The 12992-nt window shown below is 36.6% G+C and carries 11 protein-coding genes; 4 read left to right on the top strand and 7 right to left on the bottom strand.

Features of this window, described 5'->3' with window-relative positions:
* Positions 1–137: 137 nt before the first annotated feature.
* Both M5A78_RS21360 and M5A78_RS21365 read right to left on the bottom strand, forming a co-directional pair.
* Positions 138–896, bottom strand: a complete 759-nt coding sequence (locus M5A78_RS21360) for a hypothetical protein (RefSeq protein WP_248737302.1) — start codon at positions 894–896, stop codon at positions 138–140.
* Positions 859–1413, bottom strand: a complete 555-nt coding sequence (locus tag M5A78_RS21365) for an RNA polymerase sigma factor (RefSeq protein ID WP_248737303.1) — start codon at positions 1411–1413, stop codon at positions 859–861. Before M5A78_RS21365 ends, M5A78_RS21360 begins: the two co-directional genes overlap by 38 nt.
* Before the next feature lie 554 nt (positions 1414–1967).
* On the opposite strand from M5A78_RS21365, the gene M5A78_RS21370 reads away from it, so the two are divergent.
* Positions 1968–2405, top strand: a complete 438-nt coding sequence (locus M5A78_RS21370; RefSeq protein ID WP_248737304.1) for a S8 family serine peptidase — start codon at positions 1968–1970, stop codon at positions 2403–2405.
* Positions 2406–2451: 46 nt separating this feature from the next.
* Positions 2452–3090, top strand: a complete 639-nt coding sequence (locus M5A78_RS21375) for a S8 family serine peptidase (RefSeq protein ID WP_406603735.1) — start codon at positions 2452–2454, stop codon at positions 3088–3090.
* Between the two features lie 322 nt (positions 3091–3412).
* Here the strand turns inward: M5A78_RS21375 and M5A78_RS21380 are convergent, their stop codons facing one another.
* The 5 genes from M5A78_RS21380 to M5A78_RS21400 all read right to left on the bottom strand — a co-directional run bounded on the left by M5A78_RS21380 (position 3413) and on the right by M5A78_RS21400 (position 9542).
* Positions 3413–4654: a chloride channel protein gene (locus M5A78_RS21380; RefSeq protein ID WP_248737305.1), complete on the bottom strand. Its 1242-nt coding sequence runs from the start codon at positions 4652–4654 to the stop codon at positions 3413–3415.
* Positions 4655–5081: 427 nt separating this feature from the next.
* On the bottom strand, positions 5082–6338 hold the full coding sequence (locus M5A78_RS21385) for a nucleoside permease (RefSeq protein WP_248737306.1): 1257 nt from the start codon (positions 6336–6338) through the stop codon (positions 5082–5084).
* A gap of 133 nt (positions 6339–6471) precedes the next feature.
* Positions 6472–7311, bottom strand: coding sequence for a YjjW family glycine radical enzyme activase (locus M5A78_RS21390; protein WP_248737307.1), 840 nt, complete (start codon positions 7309–7311; stop codon positions 6472–6474).
* Positions 7308–8804, bottom strand: a complete 1497-nt coding sequence (locus M5A78_RS21395) for a YjjI family glycine radical enzyme (RefSeq protein ID WP_248737308.1) — start codon at positions 8802–8804, stop codon at positions 7308–7310. Before M5A78_RS21395 ends, M5A78_RS21390 begins: the two co-directional genes overlap by 4 nt.
* Before the next feature lie 30 nt (positions 8805–8834).
* Positions 8835–9542: a Crp/Fnr family transcriptional regulator gene (locus M5A78_RS21400; RefSeq protein ID WP_248737309.1), complete on the bottom strand. Its 708-nt coding sequence runs from the start codon at positions 9540–9542 to the stop codon at positions 8835–8837.
* 497 nt (positions 9543–10039) lie between these two features.
* On the opposite strand from M5A78_RS21400, the gene M5A78_RS21405 reads away from it, so the two are divergent.
* Complete coding sequence (locus M5A78_RS21405; RefSeq protein WP_248737340.1) at positions 10040–11320, top strand: ArsB/NhaD family transporter; 1281 nt, start codon at positions 10040–10042, stop codon at positions 11318–11320.
* 16 nt (positions 11321–11336) lie between these two features.
* Positions 11337–12689 (top strand): TrkH family potassium uptake protein, encoded by a 1353-nt coding sequence (locus M5A78_RS21410; RefSeq protein WP_406603734.1) that lies wholly within the window; start codon positions 11337–11339, stop codon positions 12687–12689.
* Positions 12690–12992 lie beyond the last annotated feature (303 nt).

Below are 12992 nucleotides of genomic sequence, written 5' to 3' on the forward strand. Positions count from 1 at the left end.
ACAGGATTAAGATACAAAATAAAAATGCCCCCTATTTTGATAGAGGACATCAGTAAATTACTTTTTTATCAAGTAAACAACTTTTTTATCAAGTAAACGACTTTTTTCAACAATAATACAATTTACTATTACTATTACTATTTATTAAAACTGATTAATTTAGCCATTTTAATAAGATCATCACTACTTTGTCCACCCGAAATATAATAGATAAATTCATTACTGACCATGATTAACTGAGGACCCCCATCTGCTTCGACTAGTTTTGGAAGAATTGCTTGATGATTTCCAATGGTTAACAAAGATTTAAAACTGGAGTACCTTTTTACTAACGATTCGTATGCAAGCTTCGCAGAACCTTGTTTATTAATAGTAGTATTAATGGATAGGAATTTATCTCCTTTAACAGGATAAGTTACACTCACTAGGACACGATTATTATCTTTAGTTGCGGTAATCTTTGGTTCTCCTATGATTGAAGGAATGATTACATTAGAAGGGATGACTGCTTCTTCTGTCAAAACGAGTGACTTCATGCCGTTTACTATTTTGAACAACTCTTGGTCTTCCCTTGAGAAAGTAACGGATACATCTTTATCTTGAGTCTGTTGCTCGGATGTGTTTACTCCATTAGGATAAGAACTTCGTGACGAATGGCTAACATTGGAATCTTCCTGTTTTACAAGAACAAAAGCTATGACAAAAATGGCAGCCACTGCACACATCCTTACAGGAAAAACAAATATTTTATTGAGCTTGGCTTTTAAGGAAAGTTTATTTATATCCGTTAACAATTTATGTTTTAATTCATCATTTTGGGAGTTTTTCCATACTATATCTGCCTCTAAATTAGATAATTCAGTATCCAATAAACTTCTTGTATATTGTTCCTTCACGCAAATACCCCTCCTTTAACAATTGCTTTTCCAATACAGGGATAGCTCTATAAAGTGTTGACTTAACCTTACTTTCAGACCAACCTAAAACTTCGGCTGTTTCTTCAATAGAGAACTCTTTAATTTTCCGTAATATAATAACTTCCCTATATGAATCTTTAATTACACCTAATGCTTTATAAAGTTCATATGAACTTTCCTTAATTTGAATCATTTCGTCAGGTAACGGATTGGTATCCTTCTTAAAGAAAAATGCTTCTTTAAAAAGCAAGATCGGCTTACGTTTTCGGATAAAATCAATTGTTAAATTATGAGCTATACTAAAAAGCCATGTTTTTGGATTGGATTTACGCCTATATGAATCATAATGAATATATGCCTTTAAAAAAGTCTCGTGTCTTAAATCTTCTGCTTGTTGATAATCTTGTATCATCATAAAAATAAACTTAAAAATAGGTTCGTTAAAATCCTCATACCATTTTATGATTTCTCTATTCCTAATATCCGACACATTCATCCCCCTCTTTTTTAAGAACTTCGATGTTTAGACGTTTATCTCTAATAAAAGTTTTATTTAGTAATTCAAAAATTTTAAAAACCTTGTTGAACTAATCTTCTACCTTTTGTTTAAGTACAATCCTTCACAACTAATCTAGATTTTAACATAAATATCCAGTTTCCTTTAAAGGGTCTTGTTCAATTATCTGGCCAGATTGCAGAATACTGAAAAATGCGAAAAGGCTTCCAAAATGGCCCCCCGTTGGCACGATAATAGTTGTACCAGCACCACTCCTATCGGTGTGGAGTTTAGACATCATCCTCAATCCTGTTTGAATAAACATGAACCCATTTTTGAAGTGTGTAAAGATTGTCCACACCAATGTAATTCAGTTTGAATTTATTGATAGTGGAGGAAGGAGAAGGTTGGACGTGACAACTAAATCGATTAGAGGATTTTATTTTTTTAAAATGGGGTCCCTATTTCCAATTGTTGAACTGCAAAATATCAAGAATAATTATTTTCTCCTCATTCTATTAAAAAAATATTCTATTTAAAGGAGATGTTCTTATTTGGCAAATACAGCTCAACGTTTAATTGTTGGGTTTTACCCAAATGTTACAAAGGAAGAACGCGAAGAAGTCCACAAAATGATGGGAGCAACTTTAGTCCAAGCAATAGACCAGTTGCATGCAGAGGTTGTAACTGTACCTGCACAAAATGTTGGTTTCTATTTAACCCAATATTCTGCAAGCACGAAAGTACGTTATGTTGAAATTGACCAAATTGCTCAAGCAACCGGTTGTAGAAGAATTATTCCTAATGATGAAAAATTCGATTTCCAATGGGGTCTTGAAAAAATAAAAGCACCAGAGGCATGGTGTAGAGCTGTAATTACATCCGCAAATATCGCTATAGCCATTCTTGATACAGGCATTGACCAAAATCATCCAGACTTAGCTGCGAAAATCACTAGGAAATGTCAATTTCACAAACTCACCAACTGTTGATGATCTTTTTGGTCATGGTACACATGTTGCTGGAATTGCTGGAGCTATTACGAATAATCTCGTATTTGGAGCTGGGACAAGCTTTAACTCAGGGGATCTCTGGAATATAAAAGTATTAGGTGATGATGGTTTTGGCTTATTTAGTTGGATTGCTTCTGGAATCGTTGATGCAGCAGATGCGGGAGCAGCCGTCATCAATATGAGCCTTGGAGGGCCAGGAGGGTCACAAGCTCTAGAAGACGCAGTCAATTTTGCTTGGAATACAGGAGTGGTAATAGTTGCTTCAGCAGGAAATGATAATACTAACACACCATCGTTTCCTGCTGCATATGTAAATGTGATTAGTGTTGCTGCAACGGATGAGAACGACCTAAAAGCATTTTTTTCGAATTTTGGGGATGGAGTTGATGTTGCTGCTCCAGGTGTAGGCATCTTTTCAACATGTCCAACCCATACGAATGTCATTGGGTGCATAAATTTTGGCTCTTTAAATGGAACATCCCAAGCTGCTCCATTTGTATCAGGCCTTGCATCTTTGATAAAGGCCACTTTTCCATTATTGAGCAACCAAGCAATACGTCTAGCAATAGAATCGTCTACAGATGACGTACCTGGTTCTGGAACATTATATCAATTTGGAAGAATCAATGCTAATGCAGCTATTATTACAGCTGGAACTTTATAATAACAGTGACAGTTCATATTTAATACAGCTTTGTTAATCCGTTACTAGAAACGTACAAAGGCAACGCCCTAAGTAAAATGTACCTTTGTAAATGACATTTAAAAAAAGGACAGGCCACACAAATAAGATGATTTCTGTACAGGGGGTCATCTTATTTATGTTCCATTGATATCTGGCATGTTACTAAGTCACATAATGCTTTGAAAATCAAAAGATTAACCAATCTCCTTTCGAACCTTTCAAGTTTCAGTTGACTTTCTTTAAAATAAATAACGAGATGCACACTACATGTGTTTGGATAGAAAGCTGATAGTAATAAGCATTAATATGATTTTTGCATTAAGTTATTCTTGTACTTAAATATATATATTGGCAAATATGCTGCTACTATCATCGGTATAATTAGCTTTATTGGGAATAGAATGATTAATATTAATACCGCTGCTATTGGCTTTTTCATTATTCCACTTGTGAGTGAAGTAGTTACAATGGCAACGGATGTTATTGGATCTATCGGAAATAACAATGCCATTCCATATCCTAAACTTGCTCCTGCGAAAATAACAGGAAATATATGTCCTCCACGCCAACCACTTGCTAAACAAAATTCGGTTATGAATAACTTTACAATAGCAGATATCAACAATAAATAAATCGACATATCTTTCCATTCTGCTGGTAATTCTGTTAGCTGATGCTCCCCTGAAAATAACATTGTAGGAAGAATAGTACCTATTAATCCTAATACTAATCCACCAATTACAGCTTTAATTATTTTATAATTTTCAAGCGATTTAAATACCTTATGAAGAATTTTTCCAAAAAACTCATATAATAAGGCAAATAATACTCCTATAAGGATTAGTGGTATTATGGCTATAATTTCATTTTTACCTACTACTGCTGAACCAAAATCAACTAAAGAAATTTTTCTGTAATCTATTTTTGATAAAAATATAAATACACCAAAACCCGCAACAGTAGTTATTGAATAAACAATTATTTTTATCAGCTTTAAACGTCTTAAATCTTTTTTATCCTCAAAGAAGGTAGTAGCCCCAAAGAGTGGTGCTCTAAAAATCATGCCAATTGTAGCCTCAATACTATACTCAATTATTATTTCTCCATATTTATTTAAAACTGATTTTTTCTTAACTAAAGATTTAAGAGTGTCTCCTGCCCACGTAGAAAGACCTCCTATTATACCAACTAAAGCCGCCTCAGGACCAAGGCTGGCTCCAAAAGAAAGAACACAAAGTGCAGTCAATGTACTCTTATGTACTGACCTATAATCAACTCTTTTGGTTTCCTTGAATTCTGCTAATACATCCTCCATATTACGCGGGTAATTACCAAAGTACTTTTGACATAAACCTACCAGAACGCCTCCAACCAAACACAGTAATAGGGTCCAATTTTTAAAATGAAGGGTCTTTGGTAAGGTATCCCATAAAAAGTGAGTTGTAAAAGAAGTAACAGCTAAAAAACCCCATGTCAAAAACCCTACAATTCCTCCTATAATTATGCTAAATAGCACTATAATACCTAACTTTGAAAATTTCATCCTCTTGTATTGATCCTCCTTATTCATATGGAGTCGAAAAAGTTTTTTTATGATTAGTTATTTTTCTCGCTTTTTTCTCCTCGTAATGATCAAAAAAATAATAGACATTACCGTGAAAACCTTTTTTACTATCTTAAGGGCATTTCCGATGAACGGATTAGTCTCACATAAACTTTATTAATCGGACTTTTATTTCGACTTTTTTCTCATTCTACAGAAAAAAACCGAAGGTCTCAAGAGAGTATCTCCCGTTGATCTCGGTCAAGATTTCGTTTGATTCGTTTTGGTACCGAAATTTTATTATGGAAACAGAAAAACCCGAATAACTTTTTATTCGGGTTTTGGATAGATTTTTTTATGTTTTGGGTCCACTAAATACATACACTTAATCAATAGAAGAGGATGATATATAAAATGAAACTATGATTCACGCAGCTGCCTTCACATTTTTCATTGTATCACGGTCATTTTTGTATCTAAAGCTTACCACAAAAATGACTGCGAGAATGATGGTATACGCTGCAAAAACTAACCAGATATTTTGCCAGTCTTTCACCCCATCAACTGTTAAATAATCCACTATTTTTCCACTAATAACAGCACCTAAATAGGTACCGATTCCGTTGACCATTGTCATGAATAAGCCTTGTGCACTCGCACGAATTCGATGATCCACTTCTTTTTCTACAAACATAGATCCCGAAATATTAAAGAAGTCAAATGCCGCACCATACACAATCATTGATAATAGCAATAAGAAGAACCCGCCGCTAGATGGGTTTCCATAAGCGAAGAAAACAAAGCGTAATGTCCATGCCACCATACTCAGCAGCATTACCTTCTTAATCCCAAGTTTCCGTAAGAAAAATGGAATGGCAAGAATAAAGAATACTTCTGAAATTTGTCCCATTGATAATAATATCGCTGGATATTTAACAACAAGACTATCTTTATAGTTAGGGTTTAGAGCAAAGTCATGTAAGAATGGGTCGCCAAATGTAATGTTTATCTGCAGGGCAGCACCTAACAGCATAGCAAACACGAAAAATATTGCCATTCTCTTTTGTTTAAATAATACGAAAGCATCTAGTCCCAAAAGACTTACTAACGACTTGTCCTTTTTGACATTTGATGTTGGACAGTCAGGTAACATGAATGAATACAGCGCAAGTAAGATCGAAGCTCCAGCAGCAATGTATAGCTGGATGTTGCTTAACTCCAGTTTCCCTAGACTAATTGTCCACATGGCAAGAATAAAACTAATTGTCCCAAAAACACGAACAGATGGGAAATTTTTCGTTACATCGAGTCCTTCTTTTTCCAGGCTTGAATATGAAATAGTATTAGATAAAGCAATCGTCGGCATGTAAACCATTGAGTTAAAAAGCATCACCCAAAACATGAGGTCAGGGTCTGAAATCCGTGCAGCTGTAAATAAGGCAATCGCACCAAGGAAATGGCAAATTCCATATAATCTATTTGCCTTTATCCAACGATCTGCAATAATTCCAACTAGACTTGGCATAAGAAGTGAAGCAAGCCCTGTTGAACTATAAACAAGTCCAACTTGCATACCAGTAAAATGTAAATGATTGATCATATACGAGCCAAGAGTAACAAGCCAACATCCCCAAATGAAAAACTGAAGAAACATCATAATTTTAAGTCGTGATTTAACAGTCATTTCTTCCTCCCGATGAGCTTTGGTGCTGAACCAAGATTTTTTATGGATATTAAAAATAAAACTGAATATTCGTTCAATTGTTTTTATTCTGATTTTAAAAATGCTGATAAGGATATTCTATACCAACTTACTATTAAACTATGACAGCCTTTTCGAAACCAAATCCGACAGCCAACTGCAAAAGTTTCTGCATATATGCGTCGTCTGGAGAGGGAGTATTTTGTAAACGCCCCTTTACCCCATAATGCCTAAACTTAATAAGTTTTAATCTCACGCTGCAGGCTTTTTCACCAATTGTCTGCGCAATTCCACTAATGACGGCCTCCGCGTCAACCTCACCCGGCAGGCACACAATTCGTAATTCCTCTAATTTGTTACAATCTGCAAGATATTGAAGATTCTTCTTAACGATCGAATTAGTAGCGCCCACAGTTAGTTTTTTGTAAATTTGTTCATCCCAAGCCTTCACATCCAGCATGACACCATTGCAAAGCTGCATCAATTCGGGAAAGCGGCTGAAATCTGTCGTACCATTGCTGTCAATTAAGCATGTAAGTCCATTTTCATTAGCTATGGCAAACAGTTCCTTCAAAAAATTAGGGTAAAGGGTACATTCACCTCCCGATACAGTAATCCCTCGTATAAATGGAATATTCTTTTGAATCTCCTGAAAGACCTCTTCTGGACTCATATTTCTCACACGCGGTGAGGCGAAAGTCGGACAAACTTTAATACATTGGTCGCAGAGCTTACATATTTCAGGGTCCCACTTTACACGGCTGCCAACGATCGTCAATGCACCCGAAGGACAACCGCTTACACAAATGCCACAGTGATTGCATACAGCTTGAGTTTCAGGATTATGGCAATAGGCACAGGATATGTTGCATCCTTGTAAAAATATAGAAGTACGATTACCCGGCCCATCTACAAGGCTTAAGGGGATAATCTTGTTTACAGGAGCCCTGGTCATACTCCCCTTACCTTTCTATTTTCAAGGCGGTTATGATCGTAATTTGGGGCACCAAGATGTGTAGTACCTTGCAGAACTATCTGCTCATTTCGGTATTTTTCCATCTCACTACGTTTTACTAAATAACCGGTAATACGCACCAAGTCGCTATTCTCCTCGTAAAAACTAATGTATTTTGCACCTAATGAAAATGCTCCTTTTACAATATCAAGAATAGCACCAGGATTATTTCGACCAGTGGTTTCAAACGGGAAAATATCTCCGCAGCCAGTCGTAATGAGCCTATGGAATCGTGCGCTATGACGCAGATGATCGTAAACATTCTCCAGTTCATCACCTACAGGAATCCGTACACCTGAAGTGATTCCTAGATCGTAATCCATACCAACCTGCGCATGAAGCATAAAACGCCCATTAGAAATTTTAGAATACTTAGCTGGGAACTGTGCGGCAAAATCTGAAATAATAGTCATTATTGTATCAGCAAGATTGTCAGCCTCGACATCGTGCCCATAGCGTTTACCGTTATCCCCCATCAGAAGATTTGCACACTCAGCCAGACCGGTAATTCCCAACATACCAATAAAATTGTCCGGATGGATTAAACCTTCCTTAACAAGGAAAGAAGTCTCAAAGAAGCCAGATTTTTCAACCAAAAAACTCACACGTTGATTCATGTAATTTCCCAATTCTAGCAGACATTCTGGAAGCAGCTGATTTAAGAATTGATCAATACTTGTGGCAACCTTTGCAAGTCCAGGCAGAGTGATACGGGAAAGCGTATAGGCACCACCGCCAATTGGCAAAATATTGTAACAGCTAGAAATACCGTAATCAGATGAATAGGTTTCCTTATGCACCTTATGATTGCATATGGCAGGATTGGCACAGAATAAGCTGGTGTAAATTCCTAGTTCTGCATAGTCATCAGGAGTAATATCCGGATCATATTTCAGCGTAAAGTTAGGAACTGCATTCTGCAAATCCTTTTCCAACTCCAGTATTAGCTTTCCTGCCCGAGTTGGCTCCGGACCAATATTAGCATGACAGAAAGAATCGGTAATAGTGCGATCTAGGAAATTTAAAAATAAGCGAAGCTTTTTCTTTGCCTCCTCATCACTAACTCCTTCCAAAAATGGTTCAATGAGCTTATCAATGTTGCCGAGATAAACCGGGAATCCCGTAATAGACGGAACATGCCTATAAAGAATCATTAAGGAGTTCAACAATTCATCCAAATCCTCCGGTGGACTAATCCGTAAAAACTCGCTGCCATTTTTAATAAACTTCTCATAATCAGGCATAATATAGCGCGGGCGATAAGGCGCATGCCCCTCATACAGATCATCTATTGCCTTAATATCAAAATAATATCTGGCTTTCTCTGGAATACTCATTATGGACAGAGTATCTTCTGCAGCATGTGCAAGTGACATTACCTTTTGCTCGTACGTCAGTTTTCTTGATGTGACAATTTCTAAAACGTTAGTCATACTTCACACTCCCTCTTTACTTTGACTGAATTAATGACTTATCTTTTTATCAATCAATTCTAAAAGTTGGTCGTATTGTCTTTCGGATATGATGATTTTCCTTCCATCTATTGTAACTAGCCCGTTGTCTGAAAGCTTTCTGATCGATCGGTTAACTGTTTTTGTGCTGAAACCCGTTTCCTCTGCAATCTGTTGTCTTTTGATTTGCATAGTGCATGTTTTGTTTTTTGCATGCTTTCTGTAATATTGTGTCATATAAAGCATTAGGCGGTCGAATCCGTCAAGAAACAAATAGGTATGATTGTTTTTTGTCTCTTCCAGAGTGCGGCTCATAAGAGAGCGTACTCGTAAAAACAACGCCTCCGAATCATTCCGTATCCAGTTTAAGAAGCTGTTCATCGGCATGACGATAAATTTACAGTCCGTGACAGTCACTAAAGTTACTCTGTAATAAGAGATTCCTGCAAATCCCTCCATTTCGCCGAACAACTCTGGTGCCTGGAACTCAGTAAAAACATAAACATCACCTGAAATTTGCTCTTCCGTTGCTCTTACTCGCCCCTCAATTAACACCCAAATTGCATTGCAGGGTTCGTTTGCCGATACAAATTTTGTATTCGCTTTCAACTCAACAATACGACAGGAACGACTAGCTATGGGGATGTGTTTAAACAATTGCTTCAAATAAGCCTTTTGAGGCTTTGGCGCCATATCAATTGCTGCTATCAAATCCTCCATACTATATCTCCTCCTTTAATCAAATTATATCTCGAGAATTATACACCCAAAAGGACACCTGTCCTCTATTTTTATCTATTATATATATGTTCAGAAATTGTTCATACTTTCACTAAGGTCAAGGGTCGATCACCCTTTCCTTTCGTCTGTTTATGGAGTTTTATGTTTAAGAAGGTTTATTTCAATTCATCTAGAATATATTCCTACACAAATAGTGAAAAGATTTTATTACAAAAAAATTTATTGGAGGAAAAATTTATCAAAGAAAGTAGTCTATCAACCTGACGCACAAGTCCGACCGCAGCGCTCGCTTAGGAAACAGCGTATCTTTCTCCTACTATGGACGAGCAGACTTCTGTGGTCCTTCGGTTTTCTGGCAGGTGTTCACCCAAACAAAACCTAGCCACATTTTTATAAAGCTTACTAAGAGTTACTGTAGTTTTTTTCCTATTTTTGCACAAACTATTAACAATAATTATCTTAAAGGAGCGTCGATGATGGGATCCCAAGCTATTATTGCCTTAACTATTTTTTTAATCACTTATGTAATCATCATTTCTGAAAAAATCCATCGAACGATTGTTGCAATGTTCGGTGGTTTATTAATGGTTGCTTTTGGCGTTCTTAAGCAGAATGAAGCCATTCACCACATCGATTTTAATACAATTGGATTATTGATCGGGATGATGATCATTGTTAGTATCACAGCGCAGACAGGAGTCTTTGAATTTATCGCCGTCTGGTCAGCACAAAAAGTGAAAGGGGAACCAATAAAAATTCTTGTCGTATTAAGCCTGTTTACAGCATTCGCTTCCGCTTTCCTTGATAATGTAACAACCGTTCTCCTTGTCGTGCCGGTAACATTAAGCATTACAAATCAATTGAAAGTTCCTCCGATACCCTATTTGCTTTCAGAGGTTTTAGCTTCTAATATTGGCGGGACAGCTACAATGATTGGTGATCCTCCTAATATCATGATTGGCAGTGCAGTAAAAGAATTAACCTTCATGGCATTTATTAATAATTTAACCCCTGTAATTCTGATTATTTTGATTGTTACAGTCTTCCTGCTCACGCTGATTTACAAGAAACAGTTAAAGTCATCGCATGAATTAAAAAATCATCTTTTAAGAAAAGATGCGAAACAGGAAATAAAGGATAAAGGTTTATTAGCTAAATGTCTATTTGTCATCGTTATGACAATTGGCGGTTTTTTTGCCCATCAATTCATACATTTCGAAACGGCCACCATTGCCTTGCTAGGAGCATTTATCTTACTCTTGCTAACTGGAGAGAAAGTTTTGCATGTTGCTTTGGAAAAGATAGAATGGACAACCTTGTTCTTTTTTATTGGGTTATTTGTTATTGTAGGCGGCCTTGTGGAAACAGGTTTAATTGAAGCATTAGCCAAGAAAGCCATGTCATGGACCGGGGGAGAATTAAAACCTACTACTTTTCTCGTTTTATGGATGAGTGCGATTATTTCTGCATTTGTTGATAATATTCCTTTTGTTGCGACGATGATTCCCTTAATCAATGAAATGGGTCAATTAGGAATTTCCCATTCAGAGCCTCTTTGGTGGAGTCTTTCACTTGGTGCTTGTCTTGGTGGGAACGGTACATTGGTTGGTGCGAGTGCGAATCTAGTTGTAGCCGGAATAGCCGCTAAGGAAGGTCATCAAATTTCTTTCATTAAGTTTTTAGCCGTAGGCTTTCCACTAATGATCGTGTCCATTATCATTTCTACCGTTTATATTTACATTAGGTATTTCATGTAATTGAAAAAATCTAGTTATGTCTGGAGGAAAAACGTTGAGGAAAAAATTTTACTTGGACCCACCTAAAATTCTTGTATTAGGATTCGGTACCATCATCCTCATTGGGGCCTTATTGCTGACTATGCCAATTTCAACAGTGGATGGAAAGGGTCTTTCCATTCTCAATGCCCTCTTTACATCGACTTCAGCTACCTGTGTAACAGGACTTGTGGTAGTGGATACTGGAACTGCCTTCACGTTGTTTGGACAATTGGTGATTTTGTCTTTGATTCAAGTGGGCGGGCTTGGATTTATGACGTTTGGCACCTTATTTGCCTTCCTTATTGGAAAGAAGATTTCCTTGAAGGGAAGGATTTTACTTCAAGAATCATTAAATAATTTATCAATGGAAGGGATTGTAAGGTTAGCGAAGCGTATTTTGATTTTCACTGCTTTGATAGAATTGCTGGGAGCTGTTTTATTAGCAACTCGATTCTCATTCGATATGCCCCTCAATAAAGCGATTTATTATGGAATTTTCCATTCCATTTCTAATTTTAACAATGCGGGCTTCGATTTAATGGGGGAATTTCACAGCTTAACTGGTTATGTAGACGATCCCACAGTTACTTTAACGGTTTGTATATTAATAACCCTTGGTGGGATTGGATTTATTGTCATGAATGAACTATTTGAGTTTAGAAAAGTGAAACGATTATCTTTACACACAAAAATCGTCTTGATTACTAGCGCAATTTTGGTGGCAACTGGAACGATTTTAATCTTTTTATTAGAGTTTTCTAATGAAAAAACATTAAAACCTTTATCTTTTACTGGGAAAATTCTTGCATCTCTTTTTCAATCCGTAACCCCTAGAACAGCAGGTTCGAATACACTAAATATTCCGGACTTGACCCAAACATCCCTATTATTGATTATCTTTCTGATGTTTGTTGGAGCATCACCTGGTTCGACGGGAGGCGGTATTAAAACAACTACCTTTACAACCTTACTTGGAGCAGTATGGTCCCAGATCCGCGGAAAAGAGGATGCTACTTTTTATCGAAAGCGAGTTGTTTATGAAACGATTTATAAGGCTCTGACAGTATCGGTCATTGGATTATTTCTAGTTTTGATCATTACAATGCTATTAACCATTACCGAACCAGGTAAAGATTTTCTCATGATATTATTTGAGGCGACATCTGCATTTGGTACCGTCGGACTATCTATGGGATTGACTCCTGAATTATCACCTATTGGCAGGGTGCTGATTATTTTTACCATGTTTGCAGGAAGAGTTGGTCCATTGACGATTGCCTTTGCCATAACCATCCGCCGAAATCCAGATGCTTTCCGTTATCCAAAGGGTAAAATTATGATTGGGTAGTTTTTACACAAGGAATTAACTCCTGAAATCCTTCATCGTTTAATAGATCGTATTGAAATTAAGGCAGATGGAAATCCGAGAATCTTTTATAGATTCTCGAATCCAACTGCTTATTCTTTTAGTAATTCTATCAACGCAACGCAATCCACATGTCCAGAGTGTATGTGGCAACACAAAGGGTGCTGGTGAGTTATTCCTTCCCACAATGATTAACTGTTATTAATAAAAAAGGTACCTCTCAAAAATCATTGTGTAAGGGAAAAGTATCATTCTCATTTTATTTTTTTGTTAAATTTGCATTTT

This window comes from Neobacillus rhizosphaerae (genome assembly GCF_937468385.1).
GTDB lineage: Bacteria > Bacillota > Bacilli > Bacillales > Cytobacillaceae > Neobacillus > Neobacillus rhizosphaerae.